This is a genomic window from Paenibacillus sp. IHBB 10380 (assembly GCF_000949425.1).
GTDB lineage: Bacteria > Bacillota > Bacilli > Paenibacillales > Paenibacillaceae > Paenibacillus_AQ.
On record NZ_CP010976.1, the window covers coordinates 3,793,012 to 3,814,915 of the forward strand.

Below are 21,904 nucleotides of genomic sequence, written 5' to 3' on the forward strand. Positions count from 1 at the left end.
AGACACTTTCCTAAAAATCAATTAAACTCAAACTGATTTGTAAGGCTTCATCTACTTTTTTCATTGTTTCGTCGTCAAGATGAGTAATCTTATCCGTTAGTCTTTGTTTGTCAATGGTCCGAACCTGTTCAAGCAGAATAACGGAATCACGATCGAATCCATGGGATGCTGCGTCAATCTCCACATGGGTGGGCAGCTTTGCCTTCTGGATTTGAGCCGTAATAGCCGCCACAATAACCGTCGGACTAAACCGATTACCAATGTCATTCTGAATGATCAATACTGGCCTGACCCCTCCCTGTTCGGAACCAACAACAGGAGAAAGGTCCGCGAAAAATACGTCGCCGCGTTTAAAAATCAATGTCTACACCCCGCTTACTGAGCGGCCTAGAGTGCTGTCTGCATCTTCTTCCGCATGAAAGGCCTCAGACGCCATGGTCAAGTTAATCTTGGCCATTTCCATATAACCACGCTGCATAGACTCTCGGATGTACCGTTTCTTCCGTTCTGTCAGATACAGTTTCATGGCTTGCCTGATAAGTTCACTACGGTTGGAATTCTCCAGCTGAGCAATCCCGTCCACTTCCTGCAAAAGATGATCTGGCAAACTGATCATTATTCTCTTGGTGTTCTGCATATTGGCCACCTTCTCTTCCACCCCCACAACACCTTCTGCAAAGTATAACTTTATTTAAAGGAATTTATACAAAAGAATATATATGCCGATCGTATATCAGTTATGCTATATCCCATTATAAACTACAAATGGCATATTAGTATAGATATTCTATTCCATATGTCATATTATTCTTTATTCCCTAAATATAAGTGACTAAGCATTATATCTTCCCTTATCTCAATAAAGGATTGATAAGTTGTTGAATGGAACCGTTTCGAGTATACACTCTTGGAATTCGAGCAGCTAACATACAGACTACTTCGTAGTGGATGGTGCCCATCTGGGATGCCAACTCATCTGCCGTAATACACGCGTCAGATTGTTGGCCGATGAGAACAACCTCTTCACCGACTTGAATTTCTTCCGCTTGTTCAGCAAAAGATTGCAGCGATATCATACACTGGTCCATGCAGATCGTTCCGACGACAGGAACGCGGCGTCCGCGTATCAGTACTTCCGCTTTGCCAGTCAACATTCGAGAATATCCATCGGCGTAGCCAATAGGAAGGGTAGCAATGACTTCATCATGTTCGGTCACATATCTACTTCCATAACTAATGCCCGAATGAGAGGGGAGCGTTTTGATAAATACTGCTTGCGTCTTTAGCGTCAATACCGGGGTTAATACCACATAGCGACGATTCACTTCATCCGAAGGATAAAACCCGTATAAGCTAATACCAATACGAACCATATTATAAGATAAAAGTGGAGTATCAATCGCGGTGGCACTATTTCCCGTATGTATAATTGGGATTGTATAGTCCTTCTCCCTTAGTTCGTCCACCATGCCTTGAAACCGTCGGAACTGTTCCAGTGTGTAATCTTTGTCTTCTTCATCTGCTCTAGCGAAATGGGTAAACATTCCTTCAACTTGAACTTGTGGCAATGAAAAAGCTTCTTCAATGAAAGATATAGCCTCTTCACCTGGAAACAACCCAAGACGTCCCATTCCGCTATCAATCTTGATGTGTACTTTCAGTGTCTTAGAAGTATTCTGAATAGGTAGTTGAGTAATCGCCTCTAAAACTTCTGGAGTAAAAATAGTAATGGTAATATTGTTCTCCCAGGCCGTCACAATCCCCTTAGGGGACGTGTAACCTAGAACCAGAATCGGTAGTGTAATACCTGCTTCTCGAAGTTCTAGGGCTTCATCCAAAAAAGCAACACTGAGGTAATTAGCACCCAGAATTTCCATCTCTCTAGCTACTTCCACCGCACCATGTCCGTATGCATTCGCTTTGACACATGCTAGGATCATCATGTCTTCTGGCAATGCTGAACGGAAGGCTTCATAATTAGCTCGCAGATGATCTAGATTAATCTCCGCTAATGTAGGTCGATAATGCACTTGCAATTCCATTCACCTTCTCCAAATTTTTAAGCATCTTGATTCATGATGTTCTGCACTTATTACAACTAATGTTAAATGTTCGAGAAGGTGCCTGTCAAATCACAGGTAATTATCATACATCGTTTTTATTGTGCTATACAACAACGGATAAGGAATAGGCGGACGTCCGATATGTAGAGGGATTAATAGCCCTAACCATAATGGAATCCGCCTACACTCATTACTTACCCGATTGTTCGCCTAAAGAAGCGGCGATTTGCATCATTTCGCTAACTGGGAGATTTGCACTAGTAATTCGGAATTCAATTCCGTTATCCATCCACGTTAGTGTCTGCTGCTCACCTTCAGTTAATGCACCCATTGTGAAGCCTAAATCAATACCAGTTGCTGGAGCAAGAGAGGTTACACGATCCACAGGACGAGCTTCTATGATTGTGAATTGATAAGTGCCATCATACCGCAGCAATACCGAATGATCTTTGCTATCGGCTACCTGATTCTCGTCCTTGAGCTCCACTCCAGCCGGTATATAGCCTGGGATAATGGTGCCAAATCCGCCTAGCTCCTTCGTTACAACCTCAGTCTTCGTGCCTTCTGTTCCCTCATCTTCCGTAACTACCACATTTCCGTTCTCATCTACTTCTGCAATCGCTCCAACAGATGATGTATTTAATGCGGTCATGTTGTGCTGCATATCGAATGAATCTTTATCAAACTTCGCATCAAAAGCAAACTCATTGAATTTTACTTCCACAACAACACGTGCTTCAGAATCGGACACTTGAACTTGCTTAGGCTCATAGTTATCTTTGCTAAGCCAGATCTTTTGCCGTACTAACGATTGACTGTGATAATTAGCAGCAACCTCAAACACATAGCTGTCCTTGTCATCGGCGAATTGACGTGTTTTATCACCTATAATTCCCCGAAGAAGCGTCTGATACAAATATACCTGCCCTTGATTCTCTGGCCAATCACTTTGAAATCTGAAGCTTTTGTTCAAGCTCGGCGTAAGTACGAAGACACCGTCATCATTTCGCAGGACAATCTGGGTAACATTCTTCTGAGCATTCTTCAGACTGATCCGGTAGTAGGACGGATTCTGATACCACACTTCCACTTGATACTGCTGCGGACTTTCTCCTGTATACAGCGTCATGGTGCCTGAACCTTGATAAGATCCCGTTTTACTCTCCAGCTTATCTGACACGTCGTTCAGATCCTTAACTACAGCAGAGGCGTCCTTTTTCCCGCATCCTGCCAACACGACGGTAACGCATAACAACACGGCGAGCACCCATGATATCCGGCGCATGACATCATCCCCTTCAGCACATAAATTGAATTGATTAGTACATGTCTATGAGGGACTTGTTCACAATATGCAGACTAGCATGACAAGCTTGAAAAATGGGAGTTATAATTTAAAAAAAATGCATCCCCTTGAATTTCATCGGTTAACCCCAACGGTTATTCCAATGTCTACTCTAAGGAATGCACTTCAGATACATTATGCAGTTGTCTTACGCTGTAATTCTTCTATTCTTGTGGTCGTCCACCCGGTTCCAAACCAGATTCGGAAGCTGTCATCAATGGTTTCACAGTTAGATCTGTGTGTACGCGAACCTGACAGGATATACGGATATTGGGATCCGTGATTTCTTTTTTCGCAAGAAGTTCTGCTTCCAACGGCTCAACAGGTCCTGCATCTCCCTCCACAATCTCAACACGACAAGTTGTACATCTAGCGTTTCCACCACAACGGTGTAATATATCTACACCATTGTCTTCAAGAACAAGTACTAATTTTCTTTTTTCTTCGGCTTGAAATGAGCCTCTTCCTACTACTTCAATAGTTGGCATATTAATTACCCCCTTCGTTACTACTTTTCTATTTTACCCGAACTTGACATCGATAAGCGAGAAGCTATTCTCTTACCCATAACGAGGCAAAAAGTAGTAGATTAAATCTTGTAGATGTGATACGAAATACGTATATCCTTAGATAATAAGAAGTAAATTAATATGAACTGATTCCTCTGATTAGAGAGCGTAAAATATTTTGTGTAAATAGAAAAAGGAAGACCTTTTCTTGTAGAATTGAGTTACCACACAACAATTCAAAGAGAGGTCTTCCCTATGAATCATTTTACAACAGATTTAGTCCAAGCTCTAGTCACAAAGCAAGATGTAACGGAAGTATTTCGCAGTCACTTAGAGTCTGCCATGAATCATCTGCTAGAGACGGAGCTTACTGCATTCCTAGACTATGAAAAATATGACCGTATAGGCGTGAATTCAGGTAATTCTCGAAACGGTGGCTACTGCCGAACGCTTCATACCGAGTATGGGGACCTGCAGTTAAACATTCCCCGAGATCGTAATGGAGAGTTTAAGCAACAGACCGTAGCACCGTATAAACGCTCGAATGACACGCTAGAATCCTTCGTCATTCACATGTTTCAAAAGGGCGTAACGATGACGGAGATTGCCGACCTAATCGAGAAAATGTATGGTCACCATTACACGCCACAAACCATATCTAACATGACAAAAGTAATGGTCGAACATGTCGACGCTTTTATGAAACGCCCACTTGAGAAGCGATATGTATGCGTCTATATCGATGCTACATATATCGCAGTTAAGCGTGAAACTGTATCTAAGGAAGCTGTCTATCTTGCCGTGGGAATTCGTGAGGATGGTTCTAAGGAAGTACTCGCGTACGCCATTGCACCAACCGAATCAGCGTACATCTGGAAAGAACTGCTCCATGACGTGAAACAGCGTGGTACTGAACAAATCCTTCTCTTTATCTCCGATGGACTCACAGGTATTGTGAATGCGATTCAGGAGATCTATCCGCAGGCAAAGTACCAAACATGCTGTGTTCATTTAGCTCGTAATATAGCCCATAAAGTTCGCGTCTCAGATCGAGCAGAGATCTGCGAAGACTTCAAATCCGTCTATCGATCCGATGATGAAGAAGCTGGTAAAGCAGCTCTAGCAACCTTTTGTGACAAGTGGAGGGCTGCTTATCCTAAGGTCGTTAAATCCCTACAAGAAAATCCCTACATCTTTACGTTTTATAGCTTTCCAAAGCCTATTTGGAGAAGCATTTATTCGACGAATTTAATCGAATCGTTTAACAAACAGATTAAGAAATACACAAATCGTAAAGAGCAATTCCCCAATGAAGAAGCACTTGAAAAGTTCTTGGTTTCACAGTTTGAAAGCTATAACCAACGCTTTGCTACACGTTGTCATATTGGTTTTGATCAAGCTCGCTCAGAACTGCTAGCTATGTTCTCGACCAAAGACTAATCCTAGTTCTTCAAGACAAGGTTATTTTTATTTACACATAAATCTTGACGCTCCCTCTGATTATCGTGTACTCATTATTTCATTATATTTATGTTATATATGTTGATAATACTTTTCTAATGGAGGATGTGAAGCCAATGCCTAACCCGTTCGCACTACCCGTAAAGAAAAAGGTTGATTTAACAGCCATTGACCCTAGAGGTACAGGCAACTTCCAGCAAAAAGAGGACGTTGCAGAGGAAGTCGAAAAATTGAGAAAAGAGTTTCAAGAGTTGCAGGAGAAACTTGCTGCGGGTAAGAAGGAAGCCATTCTATTCGTATTTCAAGGAATGGATTGTAGCGGAAAAGACGGTGTCATCAAACATGTCTTCTCGGGAATCAATCCACAAGGGGTTAACGCCTACAGTTTCAAAGTACCAACTGTAGAAGAAAGCCAGCATGATTTCTTGTGGAGAGCCCATAGTAAAATTCCTACTCCTGGCCAAATTGTAACCTTCAATCGTTCGTATTATGAAGACGTACTCATTACACGTGTCCACGATAATATCACGGATAAAGAAGCAAACCGTAGATTCAAGCATATTAATCACTTCGAGTCACTATTAGACGATAATCATGTGAAGATCGTGAAAATCTTCCTCCACATTTCGAAAGAATTCCAGTTAGAGAAACTAAAAAGCCGTATTGAAGATCCCAGTAAAAATTGGAAGTTCGATCCTAACGATTTAGCGGAACGCAAATCTTGGAAGAAATACCGTAAATTTTATGAAGAAGCGTTAGAGAAGTGTAGTACCGTTACCCCATGGCACGTAGTACCGTCAGACCATAGATGGTATCGTAATTATGCTGTCTTAACTATTGTAGTAGAATCTTTAAGAAGGCTACATTTACAGGAGCCTGAGGCTAACCCTGAGCTACTCTCATACCTAGACGAACTTATACAAGGAGATAAAGATAATAAATAACTTCTTTAAGACACTCTCTCGGAGTGTCTTTTTTTCTCGACCGATTCGCTACTTCACCCTATGGCACTGTCAAAATCATTAGACTTCTTGGGATCTCTCAGTTCAGACGGTGTCCAACTAACTCACATTCTTACTAGTTTTTTATTGTCTTTTGTACATAAATAATTACCTTTTAAATATAACCCAATAAGAAAACTTGGTTTAAATGTCTTGTTTTGTCGAAGAAGCTTGATATAATAGAGTATAAATGACAAACAAACATCTTAGGGGGATTTACATGAAACACAGAAAGCTTTGGTTAACCGCTGCTCTTGCTCTTATATTGGTACTTAGTGCATGTGGTGGTAACAACACAGCACAAACAGATTCAGGGGCGCCACAAGATACTGCTTCCACAGACTCAGGACAACCGAAAGATGGCGGTTCGATCATCATCGCAGTACAAGATGATCCTAAGGTTATGAATCCAATCTATGCGGGCGACCGAGTGACACTTACTATCGATCAATCCTTATACGCTCCATTGTTTAAAATTAATAACGGTAAGAAAACTTATGTACTTGCTGAAGACGTAACTGTATCGGACGATAACCTGACTTATACTGTTAAACTACGTAACGGATTGAAATGGCATGATGGTGAAGCACTCAATGCGGATGATATCGTATTTACAGCTAATAGCATTATAGATGAGAATCAACATAGCTTCCTTCGTAGCCAATTCATATTGAATGATAAGCCGGTCAAAGTAAATAAAGTAGATGATTTGACTGTAGAATTTATACTTCCAGAGGTAACCGCTGCTTTTGACGGAGCTCTTGTACAATTCTTCCCGATTCCAGAACATATTTTTGCCGGTGTTGCAGATATTGAGAAGAGCGACAAGAACAATGCTCCTGTAGGTTCAGGACCATTCAAGTTCAAAGAGTACCGCGCTGGTGAATATGTGACGTTGGAAAGATTTGATGATTATTTTGCAGGAAAAGCTCACTTGGATACGGTAACTTATCGTGTCGCTAAGGATACGAATGCAGCTAATCTCGCGCTTCAGAATGGCGAAATTCAAATGCGTATGGTAGATACACAAGATTACAAAAAGCTCAATGATACGAATAAGTTCAATTTGCTAACTTATTCTGAAGGTCGACTTCAATATATGGCCTTCAATCTAAATACCGATGCAATGAAGAAGAAAGAAGTTCGTCAAGCGATTGCTTATGCACTAGATAAGAACGAGATCATTACGGCTTCCTATACTTCAAATGAATTTGCAGAACCAGCAACTTCTATTCTTACACCAGATACGTTGTATCAAACGGACGATGTTGAGAAGTATGACTACAACCTAGATAAAGCTAAACAATTACTTGCCGACGCAGGCGTTAGTAACTTAAAGATTCGCCTTGCTTATACTAATACCAACAAACCACAAGAAAGTCAGGCTCTATACATTCAACAAAAACTAAAAGATGTTGGGATCGAAGTGGAATTGTTGCCAATGGATGGTACAGCATACGGTAACAGAACATTAGATTTGAATAACAAGGATTTCGACCTATCCTTTGGTGGCTACATTATGGGATTTGAACCTGACTCCTATAAGACACTCTTCCAAAGTAATGCCGCTTACAACTATTCACATTATAAGAATGCTGAATTCGATAAACTATGGGATAATGCAGCTATAGAAGTTGATGTTACGAAACGTGAGGAATTGTACAAGCAAATCCAACAAACCGTAGCAAATGAAATGACTGTCTACCCAATCGCTTATACCAAGGCTATTGTTGCTGTAGACAACACCTATGGGGGTACAGAAGAAGCTACACCGAAACCTGTCGTTATGCTTGATGATTTATCCCAAATATACAAAAAATAAATATAGCTTTCTTACTATACACGCCGGCCGGCAACGGCCGGCGTTGGTCCGGAGGGGTATTGCTTGAAAAGATATATCTTGCGAAGGGTTGGACAAGCCGTCCCCCTTCTTTTGTTTATTTCAATTATTTCGTTCGCACTTATCAAGCTTGCACCGGGTGATCCTGTTCTTTCTTTTGTTACTCCCAATATGGGAGCTGAAGACGTTGAGCGTATTCGGCAGAATTTAGGTCTTGATAAACCTGTGTATGTTCAGTATTTATTATGGCTCAAAAATGTATTTTCGGGTGATCTTGGCTACTCATTAGTTAATCATCGTCCTGTGATGGAGCAAATATTAGACCGTCTTCCTGCTACAATAGGGCTTATGGGTGCAGGGTTATTCCTGTCTCTGCTCATTGCCATTCCATTAAGCATGTATGCAGGATCACGTAAGAATCGCCCCATTGACCGGATTCTTAGCTTATTCTCTTATATAGGCATTTCCATTCCAAGCTTTTGGTTCGGCATTATGCTAATCTATTTGTTCTCAGTAAAGCTCCATTGGCTTCCTAGTATGGGCATGCGAACGATAGGTTCTGACTCCATCCTAGATATTATGAAGCACGGTATTCTCCCTGTGACAGTACTCCTCTATATGAACGTTTCTGTCTATATGAGATATATTCGTTCTAATACAATCAGTCAGTTGGAAGAGGATTATGTGCAAATTCAATATGCCTATGGTTCTACTACGGGAACCGTACTGTGGAAGCATGTACTCAAGAATGTGCTCCTACCCGTCATTACCATTCTAGGGATGTCTCTTCCAGAGCTCATTGCAGGAGCCTTCATTACAGAATCCGTATTCTCTTGGCCTGGCATGGGTTCACTAGGCATTACAGCAGTACATGGGCTCGATTATCCCATTATTATGGGCATTACGATGCTCTCCTCCATCATGCTCGTTGTGGGTAATCTGGTGGCGGACATCTTATACGGCGTGGTCGATCCACGTATTAAAACGGGGTGAGAAGCAACATGAATTCAATTAGATGGCGTAATATAACAACACAATTACGCGAACAAAAAATAGGCATAGCTGCCATAGCTATTCTGGTGCTATTTGTGATTGCCGCGGCATTTGCTTTCCTATCTCGACACGACCCCAATCAAATCGTTGTGCTTGATCGATTAAAGCAACCTGATGCTAACCATTGGTTCGGAACAGATGATTACGGACGGGATTATTTTGCCAGAGCTTTATATGGAGGCCGAGTATCTCTAAGTGTCGGTTTTCTCTCTATGGTTATCTCCGTTTCGCTAGGAATGGCGGTAGGAACGATCAGCGGTTATTTCGGAGGTTGGGTAGATACTCTACTTATGCGATCGGTTGACGTACTTATGGCCATCCCTTCTTTCTTTCTTATGCTTATATTGAATGCATATATGAAACCGGGAATTGGAACGATCATTGTCATCATAGGTGCACTCAGCTGGATGGGTATTGCCAGAATCGTAAGAGCTGAGACACTCTCGGTTAAAGAACGCGAATATGTGCTATATGCCCGTGTATCGGGTCAAAGCAAGTTCCGCATCATTCTTAAGCATATTATCCCGAATATTATGCCTACTATTATTGTATCAGCCACGATTAATATCGCTTCAGCGATCCTAATGGAATCTTCCCTTAGCTTTTTGGGACTTGGTGTGAAGCAACCTAATTCCTCTTGGGGAAGTATGTTAAATGATGCACAGGGCTTCATTAGTGAAGCTCCCTATCTAGCTATTATTCCTGGGATATTTATATTGCTGACTGTGCTATCTTTTAATTTTCTTGGTGATGTATTCAGAGTAGCCTTTGAACCGAAAGCGAATAAACGTTAATTAACCTTATGGAATATTTAGATATATTGGAGTGAGGAGTATATGAACGACTTACTATCTGTTAGAAATTTGAAGACCTCGTTTATGACCCGCGCTGGCGAAGTCCAGTCTGTCAGAGGAGTTAGCTTTAATGTACAAGCTGGAGATGTTATAGGCATTGTTGGGGAATCTGGAAGTGGTAAAAGCGTAACCGCGAAATCGATTATTAGATTAATTCAACCTCCAGGTAAAATTATAGACGGACAAGTCATCTTTAACGGTAAGAATCTAGCATCGATGTCAGACAAAGAATTACGCCAAATTCGTGGCAATCAAATATCAATGATCTTTCAAGATCCTATGACTTCTCTTAATCCTGTTATTCGTGTTGGGAAGCAATTAATTGAGGTCATCCGGCGTCACCGCAAGTTAGACAAACATGCCGCAAGACAACGGGCTATCGAATTACTTCGTGAAGTTGGAATTCCTTCACCCGAACAACGAATTGACCAGTATCCGCATGAGTTCAGCGGTGGTATGCGACAACGAGTGATGATTGCTATGGCTCTTTCTTGTAATCCTCAACTTCTGATTGCAGACGAACCAACTACAGCACTAGATGTCACCATCCAGGCGCAAATTCTAGGACTCATGAAGCAACTTAAGGAACAAACCAATACAGCTATTTTATTAATTACACATGATCTCGGTGTTGTTGCTCAGGTATGTACCCGAGTCATCGTCATGTATGGTGGCCTAATCATGGAAGAAGGAACCGTGGAGGAAATCTTCGAACAGCCACGTCATCCTTATACACAAGGATTATTGAAATCCATTCCGCGCGTTACCTCTGGTGGACGGCAGCGGTTATCTACGATAGAAGGTACCCCACCGGATCTTCTTAACCCTCCTTCGGGTTGTCCTTTCATGGAGAGATGTCCACATGCAGGAGACATATGTAAGACTATGCCTCGATATGTCGATTTCAATGAGCAGCACCGCGCTCTTTGCTGGCTATATGGACCTGCTGAAGACAATGATGCGAAATGGAGAGAGGAGGCTACAACATGAATGCAAATTCAGAGATCCTACTAGACGTACGCGGATTAAAGAAGTATTTCCCCGCGCGTGGAGCTGGAAGTAGTGGAAGAAATATGCTCAAGGCTGTAGATGACCTCAACTTTCACATCAATCGAGGGGAAACCTTCGGATTAGTTGGGGAATCTGGATGCGGTAAATCAACGACAGGTCGAAGTATCGTACGCTTATATGATGTGACGGATGGTGAGATTCATTTCGATGGACATAATATTGCTACGATGAATGAACGTCAATTGAAGCCTTTCCGTAAAAGAATGCAGACGATATTTCAAGATCCCTATTCCTCACTGAATCCAGGTATGAATGTCGCACAGCTCATTAGCGAACCGATGGAGATTCACGGGATCGGAAGCAAACAAGATCGCCGGGATACCGTATTAGAATTACTTGAGAAGGTTGGTCTGAAAACGGAGCATGCCCTACGGTATCCACATGAATTCAGTGGAGGTCAACGCCAACGGATCAGTATTGCAAGAGCCCTATCCGTTCGTCCTGAATTTATATTATGTGACGAGCCAATATCTGCGCTCGACGTGTCGGTCCAAGCTCAAGTTGTCAATATGCTTGAAGATCTTCAAGCAGAATATGGCTTAACCTATCTGTTCATTGCCCATGATCTATCCATGGTGCGCCATATTTCAGATCGTATCGGAGTGATGTATCTCGGTAAACTTGTCGAGCTTGCTCCAAGTGATGAGCTGTATGACCACCCAGCTCACCCTTACACTCAAGCTCTGCTTGAAGCCATTCCGCAACCCGATCCAAAACTGGCTCAGCAACTATCCTCACCTCCGATTACAGGTGATTTGCCAAGCCCGATGCTGGATTTTCAAGGCTGTAAGTTCGCCTCAAGATGTCCATTTGCTCAGGATCGGTGTCGCCAAGAGGAACCTCAATGGCTTGAAATTTCACCAGGTCATTACACAGCTTGTCATCTATATGAAATGAACTAAATACGATTCAGAAGTGTAAACTTTAGTTCAATCCATCTATATGACAACTAGTAAATATATAAGAATATAGATAGGAAGGCGGAATCATAACATGAGTAATGAAATCAAAATCTCACAACACACTGCGATTTTACTTGAACACGCTAGAAAGGCGCTGATCGATGAGGCGCTGATCAGAGAAGCTGTGCGCTTAAAGGATGCCACACTTCTTAAGAATGCAGAAGAAGAACATTATCAATACGAAGACTTTTTCACCTATGCTGAGGAGCATGGTGAAGAGCTGGAACAGGCGCTTGAAGGTTATCGTATGACTTTTAACACCCGAAACGGTCTGAAAATCTGGGTTGAGGAGAAATTTAATCTTCAATCCCATGTAGACTTCAAGTTTGGTGACAACAGAATGGATGAAATTCATCTTGATGAACACCAAGTAGCCCAATTAAAACAGTCTCTTGCAGTGAATTGGGTTGTACTAGAAAAGCCGCTTCATGAAGGAATCCAAGAAGTGTCCTTAGTTCTACGTGGACAAGAAAATCAATAAAGTTAATGTAATAGTGTTGATCGATGACCGCTACGATCCAGCATAGACTTATTTATTGATATGTGGAGACCTAAAAAAAACTATACAATGCCTAGATTTCATACTAACAAGGGTATATTTTCAGTCCCTTCAACCCCTCGATGGTTGCACAATGGTCTTTAAGAACCTTCATCAATTTAAAGTTAACCTTGTAAATATGAATGAAATCACTTTTGTAATAGAGATAGAATCTGCTCTAACAGCTCAATTTGAAAATTGCACTGGCACAGCTGCCATACCAAGCGACAAAAGATCCCTTGTATCTCATTTAATAAAAATGACTTAGCTTATTTCAAGCTAAGTCATTTTTCATTCATACTCTTATATTTTTGCAATACAAATCTATACTCGTCTCGTTCTTCAGAAGAAAGGTCGGAATGCCGATATAAAATAATTGAGAACAATTGGGAACTCCAAATTGTTAGCTGATAGTAAAGTACTTTAGCAAGGGAGGGCTTTCGCTCTCACTGTTTGCTTCAATTCTTAGTCTTACCAAGCAAATAGATCTTCCATTTTACATTTTAAAAGTTTTGCAGCTCTAGCAGCCATAAGGTAGAAAAAATTTATTTTTCCACTTATAACCTGAGATACAGAACCCTCAGCAATTTTTAACTCTCTTGCAAATTCAGCTGTTGTTAAATTTTTACTAATCAGTAATTCAGGCAAACGACTCCTCGCTGAGTAGTATAAATAAAGAGCTCGTCTGGATTCATGAAATGAGTATTTTGAAAATCTTGTTTAAAGTAATACAAATAAAAGAATGGTACTATATGAAATAACCGTTAATTCATCACAAACTTAACGGTTATTTATTACTTCTAGAAGGGACGTGAATTATATTAATTATTTATTCTCTAATAATCATTCAAGATTTTTACTCGCGATATGTCTAATTGTTATATTGTCTGGTTGCGGTACTAAGCAACTAGATGCTATCCAAGCTACCAATACTCAAGCTACCAGTACCGAAATTCAAGATAGTGATGATGCTTACGCATTAGAGGGAAATAATCAAAAACAAATTAATTATCTCTTTTATAATGAAGCAGATGAAGTTAATAACATTATTTTATCATTTTATGGTAATTATAATAAACGAAAGATTACTAAAATTGAATTGTTACAAGGTGATACATTAGTCACTACTAATGTTGAAATTCGTGATACAACTATTAATAATAATGGACAATTTATAATCATATTACCTACGTACGTTGCAGAATTTAATAGAGCACGAATGTTTGATGAACATAATGATCTTATTTTCACTCTTAATACAGGTCAGTATTATCTTGAAAAAATTAATTTGAAAAATCAATCTAAAGGTAATGAATGGTATTTGGATTCATATACGACAAAGGAACATATTAATACATTTAACATGGATGCTGTTTTGAGAAAAAAAGGAATTGAATCATATAAAGTTCAAATTCTTGTACCTAGAAAACTTGAGAAACAAAATATTTTGAAGCAGAAAGCAGATTTTCCAATTGAAAATAATAATATGAATTTTCATTATGAGAGCCAAATTTCATTAAGTGATTTTGAAGAATATGTTACTATTGCATACGACATGTTGGCAATTCAAAAAGACAATCAAGGAAACCAGATTCCTTTAATGAATACAAACATTCCTTTATCAATCACGGATGTTATTGAATAAAACAGTTATAAACTCGACTTCAGAAAAAGAATATTCAGGGAAGCATTCTGAAAGTATTTTTACTCTACCTAGTGAAGTATCACGATCTCTATATAGACTATGCACTAGCTTGCCTAAGATTGGATGAGAATAAAGAAGATTATGTTCTGCTCTCTTAACTTATTTGATCTTCGTTACTCGTCACTATCATAATTATAGCGAAAATAGAAGAGATGACTATAATCTTGCTACGATTTAAGCGTAAAGTCGAAGCACTTACGACAGCAATCCATGAACTAATGAAGTCTTTTGAAGAAACGAAGAAGAAATGAATTGTATTAGAATAGGTTGATCCATGCAGAAAAAGAGAACTGGCTACGGCCAGTTCTCTCCTTATTTAATATACAGATTACTTTCAAGGATATCTACACACTAAAAAACCACCGGGTTTTCGGCTACTCGTTTCAGCGTACACCATTTCAAGGCATGGTCTGCAATTCGATGTGGACTAAATTTTCATACATCTTCGAAGTTTAGTCTATACAACCAGGTATTCATTTTTTAGCCTTATTTCCGTTCTCAAAAACTTCTGTAATGAATCTCGAAATATGTTTGCATGTATGTTCTTCTATACCCGATAGCCATTCCATAGTTATTGCTTCCTTGATTTGTTAAATCTCTACCCATGCAATGTTCTGCATCAGATTCTATAACGTGCTACTTGCCATTCTTCCATTACTATTCCAAATGAAACCATGGGTTCTTCTTTTATTTAAACAACCAAATTCCGTTCCTTCAAATACTCTAATAGTGATTGCACTGAATCTTCGACTGAATCTCGCTGCGTATGCAAGGTGACCTCAGGAAATTGTGGAGGTTCATACACATCTGAAATCCCTGTAAACATAGGGATTTCACCTTGTCTTGCTCGTGCATATAGCCCCTTCACATCTCTCCGCTCACATTCTTCCAGTGGACAATCTACGAAAACCTCCACAAAAGGAGTTAACTCTCGCCGTGCAAGCTCCCTCATCTCACGATAAGGACTAATCACAGATACAATAGGAATAACACCATTCCGAGCTAGTAACCTACTAATGTAGATGATCCGGCGAATGTTCTCCATTCGATCCTCACGGCTAAATCCCAGACCTTTTCCAATCGCTGCTCGAAGCTCATCACCATCAAGGCACTCCACCTTATAACCAAGACTTCGTAAAGCTATCGCTGTAGCGTTAGCCAACGTTGTCTTACCAGCGCCAGAATAACCTGTCAACCATAATGTGTATGTTGAATGTTCAGACAAGTGCTTCTCCCTCCCTATGAGCATGGACATATCCCGTCGGAATCCGTTCCAGCAGCCCATCACCATATACTTCTCGAATAGGCATCTCTGGCATATGAATATATCCAATGTAACACCCACACTTCTTCATTCCACAGAGACGTTCCGCAGATAATCCTTCTAGACCTTCTCGGTATAAATGTCCAATGACTCTTCGATCCTTATAGCAACGTTTGACGAGCCCCGGGCCCTGAACATAAAACACATTAGAACCTGCTCCGCATTTCTTGCCTAAACTATCGTAATCTCTTACATTCCACTCAAAATACGGATCAACCCGGCTTAATCTCTCAATTTCTTCCTGTGTATAATAGTTACTTCGATCCTTGAAGGCATTCACCCATACGTACACATCTTTAGGAAGCACTTTACGTATATGCTCAATGTCTTCAAATGCACTTCTCAAACCTACCGTTCCTACACTGAAAGAAATACCCTGCTCGTATAATTTCATACACTGAGATACGAAGAAGGACTCCTTCGTCTGTCCCGGATGATAAGTAACCCAGAAGGCAGCTTTCTTCTTGTTCAGTTCTGTGGTCCAATCCAGTTTAACGGAGAGATTTGTCTGCACCGCTACCTTATTTACATGAGAGAGATTAGACAATTCTGTAATAGCCTCTCTATACCAGCGATGAACAAGAGCCTCCCCATAGGGATTGAAAAAGATAGAGAGCTCATGCCGCTCCACCTCCTGATCCCGAACCCAACTCACGAAAGTTTCAAGTTGCTGTTTATCTTTCATAAGCGTTTCTTTGCTATCCTTATTTTTGCTGAAAGGACAGTACGGACAGTCATAATTGCAAGAAGACAAGGAACCTCGGTAATAGAGTACTGCCTTCATCGCATTTCATAACCTTCCATCAGCGTTCTTACATCACCAGATATCATCTCATCCCCAATAGCATCGGAATGAGCCATTCCAAGCGTTGTAAGACGTAATACGCCTGCCTCTACTACAGCAAATCCGATCTCCAGAAGTTGTCCTAAATCTGCATGATCCGCCATCGCATCACTCCTGAAACGCTGATGATAAGAAGCAAGCTCAAGACCTTCACGATGAAGAAGTGCCTTCAATATGAAGCGCCGCTTCTGCTCCACCTCATTCAGAACAAACCCATAGTCCGCTTTATCATAAGCCTCTGTCGTCACATAATCCGCAATAATACTTCTTGTTGTCGCTGCACTCACACCATAGTGTGACGCATAATGCACCCCTCTTGTATACGAACGGGCCCCACAACCAAGACCCGCCATGCCTTCTTCTTGGCAACTGAAGGGTAGTATTTCTTTATGTGTAAAATCGATCTCCCTAGCAAATCGGCGCATCGAATACTGTTTAAAGCCTGCCGCCTCTAATGTCTGACGAGCGATATGATAGAGATCCATCCGGATATCATTTCCCTGCTTATGTATCTGATCTGGCTTCAGTATCGTATTCTCCCGAGTATATAGGGGATAGATAAATATCTCTCCTGGCTCGTAACTGAGCGCCTTCTCTAATGAATAAAGCCATGAATCTGCCGTTTGTCCGGGCAATCCATAAATCAAGTCGATGTTCAGCAGTGGAAAGTCATAACTTTTCAATTTCTCCAACGCTTCTTCCGCAATTCGAGGATTCTGAGGACGATAAATCGCCGCTGCCTCTTCTGTAACAAAGCTCTGAACCCCGATGCTAACCCGATCTGTCTGACGATCCTTCAGTACTCGCAGCCGATCCTCTGTTACCGTCTCTGGTGAAGTCTCCACGGATATCGAAGCCTGCGTTGGATCAAGTCCCATGATGCCTTCTGCAATGTCAAACAATCGATTCAATTGCTTAGCCACTAGGAGTGTAGGCGTCCCCCCTCCAATGGCAAATCTGGAGAAAGGTCTTCCTGCGAACCAAGGTGACCACTGCTCTGCTTGCCGTTGTAGAGCATCCACGTACCGTTCGTGTACATCTGCACGACGGTCTGGAAGTGTAAACAAGTTACAAAACCCACAGCGAGCTCCGCAAAAGGGAATATGCATATACAAAAAATAATAGTCCGTTTGTTCCTGCTCCCAAAGCTCCTGTAAAGAAAGTCCTGGCTCTAACGAACGATAGGCTGTCTTGTGAGGGTAAGAATACAGGTAAGAACGATAAGGGGCTTGTAACCAGCGTTGCCCCCATTCTGGTAGTTCAGCAGATGTTAATAACGAAGATGGCATAGACACGTTGCATCCCCTCCTTTTCACAATACAAATTCACGATACGGTACGTTCCATACGACTTCATGAGCTAAGCGGTGACCCTCATATCCATCCTCACCGTAGGCGGTTCCATGATCACTAAATACCATACAGAACGTTTTCCCTCGTTTACGTAATGCTTCGAACAAGATTCCAAGTTGCGCATCCACATAACGAAGTGCTGCTCTTTGCGTCTCCACCGAGTCCTGCTTGGCTCCAGGAACAAACATATGATTCGGCCCATGGATTGCAGAGACATTCATAAACAAGAATAGCCGCTGTGCGGGGTCTGCCCCCTCTAGCAGCTTAAGTGCATGATTGACCTGATGCTCTGTGGAACGAGGATTCGTTACACCAAAGGTCATACGCCAATAACTTTCCTGGAAATAACTAGGCAGAACTTTCGCTAGTTTATTCTTCTTGGTGAAAAAGATTACCCCACCAATACAGATCGTCCTATAACCCACTTCCTGTAATCCAGACACGATATCCGGTGCGTCAAATTGCCATGTATACGGATGAGTCTTCAATCCTGTGTTCCGAGTATGAAATAACCTCACATGAGACGACTTATCTGTATTCGCAGGCGTAGGTAGAAAACCACCAAAAAAAGCATGATGCGCTGCATATGTGAAACTTCCCGGTGTATGCCTTTTCTCCCATGGACCAAGTGCGCACAGGTTAGGACAGTTAGACTCCTCTAGCTTGGCGACATCATAACGAAGGGTATCTAGCGTGATCATCACAATATCATGAGAACCAACGATTTCATTCATATCTATCATAGAATAGGCTAATCCTTTCCTTGCAGCTGTTGCATCTGCCATTCATAGGTGTTCAACCCAAGGTAATCTACATTATATAGAAGGTCACCAAAAGGATTAATATCCACAACATAAGTTTCATGACTACCACGACGAACAAGCACATCTACTCCAGCAACAGAAGAATTAGAGAAGGCAGATAGCGCCGATATTGCCGTCCTTTCTACCTGCTGCTTCAATCCCGAGGAAAGAATCTCCTCTGTCATCATTTGCCGTTCGTTACGTAAGTGTAAATTCGTAATAGGGGTAGAACTCAGCCGAAGAACAGCATGACAAGCTTCACCATTCACAACCAACTGACGTACATCAAACGATTTACCCCTAAGACTTTCCTTCTCAATCCAGCGTTCTACATGAGCACCCTCTAGACATAACCAATTGACGATCCTTCGAATGACCGCCTTATCTGAATAACGCCTTAAGATTCCACTATTGTAATACACTCGCTCTCCTTCACGTTCCTCGAACCCAATCGTCGTGACAGCAAGCTCTGCCCCAGTTACAGGGTGAATCTGATAAGCCATTACACCCGCTGCTCCTGAACCACAGGCCAACTTAATAAACAGACGATTCATACCACTCAAGGCTATGGCTTCTTGTAACGTATCATAATCCACAATAGAACCTGCTGGAGCAGGAAGTGCCGGCATCCTAACACCATGTTTAGTTAGAAGCTGTGAACAGCTCCTTTTATCGAACATCACTGCTATATCAGCAGGATCATTCACCCAGACAATAGGGAAACCTGCGTTCTCTGCTTCTTTTTTGATAAAATACAGGAATCTACAGTACCCACGGAACCATTGTGCTGGATACAGAATCCTTCCCTGCTGGACAGGAAGCTGTCGTGCCTCCTCAGCTGTAATGAATACTCCATCTGAGACAAATTCGAAAGGGCAAAAAGCATCATTCTCAGTGAAGTTGGGCGCTCCCCAAGCAATAAATTCTCTTTCGACTTCGGGATCTTCCCCTGGCGCATCAAGGCGTATTATAGGTGATACGCTAGATGAACAATCTCTATCACACCATTGATGAACCGTATCATATAGAACGTCCCCAATCCGAAGAGAACGCTGGAGAAGTGCCTGATAAGGTACCAAGACAGATTGCTTGAGTCCCTGAGAACTTCTTGCTTCCTGCAAGCCAAGTGTTCGTTTATTACCAGGATTCCCAATCAATATGAACGGTTGCTCATTAGCGGGCTTCTGTGTAACTACATAACTTATCATTATTCCGTCAAAAACGGATAACGCCACTCATCTTCCTCAACCTGTTGGTCACTTACATCTACCGACATCCCTGAATCCTGCCAACGCTTGACCATAGATTCAGACATGTAGTGATAACTTAGATTAAGATGCTGTAGCTTCTTAATACGTTCACTAGCAATCAGCGCCTCTGAGCCTGTGTCAGATAACGTTCCGTAGGATAAATCAAGCGTCTCTAATTGATCAAGAATAGGGACATCCGCTATCGCAATAGCGATTTCATCTTGGATCTCACTATCTTTAAGACCCAAATATTTCAGCTTAGGAAATAAACCACTCTGCAACATTGGGAGCACGTCTTCAACTGAACCAGAGAATCCATAGTCATCTACACCTAAATAGAGCTCTAGCTTTTGCAATTCAGGTAACTTAGCATTCGTAATTTGGTGTATCACTTCTTGTGGAAGTCCACCACAAATGATAATGAGCTCCTGTAGATTCTCATGTTCTAATGGATCTAAGCTTAAATCGGTACTCCCTTTTATCGTTAATGATTGAAGTTTAGGAAAAGCGACTAGAAGCGGAGATAAGTTCGTCTGATTAATCCAAGAGACTTCACATTCTTCAGAGTCCATGTCTCCAATAAATATTTTGCGCAAAAGAGGGAAGCTATCCCGGTGTTGTACTAATGTATCCAGAAAAGAGTCTGGAGAATTCTCGTACGCCTGTCCCCAATCACCAATGGTTAATATGGACAGTTTCTCGGCATCTGGACTCGCTGCCAAATTCTCAATCAATGTTGTCATTCTCTCGCCATTCTCATACTCGTCATAACCTACGGATAACCGAATTTCTATCAATTATATCCCTCCATTTTTTTCTATATAATTTAGCCTAACATGGCGTACAAAGCCCGTCAATCCCTTGAAAAACCTATTGTGAATATAGTATTTAATGTTAAATTATTACATATTTGCACTTCTTCTCATGACCCATATTGATCTGATATTCTCTTAGCTATTCCTTGGATGATATTCCGGATATGACTGGGTTCTACCACCTCTACGTCTTGTCCGAAGCTAAGAATAAATCCATATAGCCACGGGTCCTCGGGAAAAGAAACCGTTACCGTATAGAAACCATTAGTCTCTTCTCTAAGCTCCTCTACTCCAAACTGTTCCTCTGCCAGATGCCTACCCTTCTCGTTAAAACGAAGAACAAGCCGAATACCATTCTCTTGTGCAATCCAATCCTGTTGCCAAGGAAGGGGATCAAACGAAACAGGTTGTCTCTCATAAGAAATTTCCTCGTCTATAACATCCTTCATTCGTAATAACTTAAATAGCCGGAAATCCTGGCGATATTGGCAGTAAGCATATAAATACCAATGTTGATTCTTCATAACTATCGTATAGGGTTCTACAGATCGCCGCTGCTCCTCCCCCTTAGCATTACAATACGTGAAAGATGTGACATGTATATTCTCAATAGCTTGTTTAAGAATTTTGAGATTCTTCTCCAATTGCCCATGTTGACCCCATGAAGAGAAATCGACGATGAACTGACTCGTCTGAAAGTCGAACTGTTCCATGTGAGAACGCAGAATGACACCGTTGATTTTGTCCAATAAGATTTGATGACTCGTGCTAAAAGAAGAAGTAGAAATACTCTGTAGCGCTGTGACAATATTCGCCATATCATCATTTGTTAATACATTACGATCCAGACGATAGCCTTCTGCTAGTCCGATCCCGCCATTGGCGCCTTGATAAGTGATCACTGGAATACCTGCTTGATTAATAGCATCTACATCGCGATAAATAGTCCGAATAGACACTTCAAACAATTCTGCTAATTCTTTAGCTTGAACTCTTCCACGGTTCACCAGCAATATAACGATCGAAAGCAATCGATCAAGCTTCATCTATATCTCTCATTTCTATGATTATTTCTGGCTTGATGAAAATAACCGCTACGCGGACAGATTATCCA

22 protein-coding genes are annotated in these 21,904 nt (G+C 41.3%); 9 read left to right on the forward strand and 13 right to left on the reverse strand.

The window, feature by feature from the left end; translation table 11 throughout:
• Positions 1–10: 10 nt before the first annotated feature.
• From UB51_RS17115 to UB51_RS17135, 5 genes are all read right to left on the reverse strand, one after another.
• Entirely contained in the window at positions 11–361 is a 351-nt protein-coding gene (locus UB51_RS17115; protein WP_044878339.1) for a type II toxin-antitoxin system PemK/MazF family toxin, read from the reverse strand.
• 3 nt (positions 362–364) lie between these two features.
• The gene (locus UB51_RS17120; protein ID WP_044880246.1) at positions 365–646 is read right to left on the reverse strand and encodes a CopG family ribbon-helix-helix protein; all 282 of its coding nucleotides are present in this window, start codon (positions 644–646) and stop codon (positions 365–367) included.
• A gap of 205 nt (positions 647–851) precedes the next feature.
• The gene (gene alr, locus UB51_RS17125) at positions 852–2,036 is read right to left on the reverse strand and encodes an alanine racemase (RefSeq protein WP_044880247.1); all 1,185 of its coding nucleotides are present in this window, start codon (positions 2,034–2,036) and stop codon (positions 852–854) included.
• Between the two features lie 217 nt (positions 2,037–2,253).
• The gene (locus tag UB51_RS17130; RefSeq protein WP_044878340.1) at positions 2,254–3,348 is read right to left on the reverse strand and encodes a LolA family protein; all 1,095 of its coding nucleotides are present in this window, start codon (positions 3,346–3,348) and stop codon (positions 2,254–2,256) included.
• 224 nt (positions 3,349–3,572) lie between these two features.
• A complete protein-coding gene (locus tag UB51_RS17135; RefSeq protein ID WP_044878341.1) occupies positions 3,573–3,896 on the reverse strand; it encodes a 2Fe-2S iron-sulfur cluster-binding protein in 324 nt (107 codons plus the stop codon).
• 276 nt (positions 3,897–4,172) lie between these two features.
• On the opposite strand from UB51_RS17135, the gene UB51_RS17140 reads away from it, so the two are divergent.
• The 8 genes from UB51_RS17140 (at position 4,173) to UB51_RS17175 (ending at position 12,640) form a co-directional block, all read left to right on the forward strand.
• Positions 4,173–5,357, forward strand: a complete 1,185-nt coding sequence (locus UB51_RS17140; RefSeq protein ID WP_044876240.1) for an IS256 family transposase — start codon at positions 4,173–4,175, stop codon at positions 5,355–5,357.
• 137 nt (positions 5,358–5,494) lie between these two features.
• Complete coding sequence (locus UB51_RS17145) at positions 5,495–6,322, forward strand: PPK2 family polyphosphate kinase (protein ID WP_044878342.1); 828 nt, start codon at positions 5,495–5,497, stop codon at positions 6,320–6,322.
• A 277-nt stretch (positions 6,323–6,599) separates the two neighbouring features.
• On the forward strand, positions 6,600–8,201 hold the full coding sequence (locus UB51_RS17150; RefSeq protein ID WP_044878343.1) for an ABC transporter substrate-binding protein: 1,602 nt from the start codon (positions 6,600–6,602) through the stop codon (positions 8,199–8,201).
• Between the two features lie 63 nt (positions 8,202–8,264).
• Positions 8,265–9,212: an ABC transporter permease gene (locus tag UB51_RS17155; protein ID WP_044878344.1), complete on the forward strand. Its 948-nt coding sequence runs from the start codon at positions 8,265–8,267 to the stop codon at positions 9,210–9,212.
• Positions 9,213–9,220: 8 nt separating this feature from the next.
• Complete coding sequence (locus UB51_RS17160) at positions 9,221–10,066, forward strand: ABC transporter permease (protein WP_044878345.1); 846 nt, start codon at positions 9,221–9,223, stop codon at positions 10,064–10,066.
• A 42-nt stretch (positions 10,067–10,108) separates the two neighbouring features.
• Entirely contained in the window at positions 10,109–11,116 is a 1,008-nt protein-coding gene (locus UB51_RS17165) for an ABC transporter ATP-binding protein (protein ID WP_044878346.1), read from the forward strand.
• Positions 11,113–12,099 carry an ABC transporter ATP-binding protein gene (locus UB51_RS17170; RefSeq protein WP_044878347.1) on the forward strand — a complete coding sequence of 329 codons (987 nt, stop codon included), beginning with the start codon at positions 11,113–11,115 and terminating at the stop codon, positions 12,097–12,099. Before UB51_RS17165 ends, UB51_RS17170 begins: the two co-directional genes overlap by 4 nt.
• A gap of 91 nt (positions 12,100–12,190) precedes the next feature.
• Entirely contained in the window at positions 12,191–12,640 is a 450-nt protein-coding gene (locus UB51_RS17175) for a hypothetical protein (protein WP_044878348.1), read from the forward strand.
• A gap of 528 nt (positions 12,641–13,168) precedes the next feature.
• On the opposite strand, the gene UB51_RS27965 is transcribed toward UB51_RS17175, so the two are convergent.
• Entirely contained in the window at positions 13,169–13,345 is a 177-nt protein-coding gene (locus UB51_RS27965) for a helix-turn-helix domain-containing protein (protein WP_144407030.1), read from the reverse strand.
• A gap of 163 nt (positions 13,346–13,508) precedes the next feature.
• Here UB51_RS27965 and UB51_RS17180 point away from each other — a divergent pair, with 163 nt between their 5' ends.
• On the forward strand, positions 13,509–14,342 hold the full coding sequence (locus UB51_RS17180; RefSeq protein ID WP_044878349.1) for a hypothetical protein: 834 nt from the start codon (positions 13,509–13,511) through the stop codon (positions 14,340–14,342).
• Between the two features lie 751 nt (positions 14,343–15,093).
• Here the strand turns inward: UB51_RS17180 and cysC are convergent.
• From cysC to UB51_RS17215, 7 genes are all read right to left on the reverse strand, one after another.
• Positions 15,094–15,627 carry an adenylyl-sulfate kinase gene (gene cysC, locus UB51_RS17185; protein ID WP_234405461.1) on the reverse strand — a complete coding sequence of 178 codons (534 nt, stop codon included), beginning with the start codon at positions 15,625–15,627 and terminating at the stop codon, positions 15,094–15,096.
• The gene (locus UB51_RS17190; RefSeq protein WP_044878351.1) at positions 15,620–16,510 is read right to left on the reverse strand and encodes an STM4011 family radical SAM protein; all 891 of its coding nucleotides are present in this window, start codon (positions 16,508–16,510) and stop codon (positions 15,620–15,622) included. Before UB51_RS17190 ends, cysC begins: the two co-directional genes overlap by 8 nt.
• Positions 16,507–17,859, reverse strand: coding sequence for an STM4012 family radical SAM protein (locus UB51_RS17195; protein ID WP_044880248.1), 1,353 nt, complete (start codon positions 17,857–17,859; stop codon positions 16,507–16,509). The genes UB51_RS17190 and UB51_RS17195 overlap by 4 nt, the downstream gene beginning before the upstream one ends.
• Positions 17,860–17,882: 23 nt before the next feature.
• The gene (locus UB51_RS17200) at positions 17,883–18,665 is read right to left on the reverse strand and encodes an STM4013/SEN3800 family hydrolase (protein WP_044880249.1); all 783 of its coding nucleotides are present in this window, start codon (positions 18,663–18,665) and stop codon (positions 17,883–17,885) included.
• Between the two features lie 8 nt (positions 18,666–18,673).
• On the reverse strand, positions 18,674–19,960 hold the full coding sequence (locus tag UB51_RS17205; RefSeq protein ID WP_324607719.1) for an STM4014 family protein: 1,287 nt from the start codon (positions 19,958–19,960) through the stop codon (positions 18,674–18,676).
• Positions 19,933–20,769 carry an STM4015 family protein gene (locus tag UB51_RS17210; RefSeq protein WP_199925043.1) on the reverse strand — a complete coding sequence of 279 codons (837 nt, stop codon included), beginning with the start codon at positions 20,767–20,769 and terminating at the stop codon, positions 19,933–19,935. Before UB51_RS17210 ends, UB51_RS17205 begins: the two co-directional genes overlap by 28 nt.
• A 128-nt stretch (positions 20,770–20,897) precedes the next feature.
• Positions 20,898–21,836, reverse strand: a complete 939-nt coding sequence (locus UB51_RS17215) for a helix-turn-helix transcriptional regulator (RefSeq protein WP_044878354.1) — start codon at positions 21,834–21,836, stop codon at positions 20,898–20,900.
• Between the last annotated feature and the right edge of the window lie 68 nt (positions 21,837–21,904).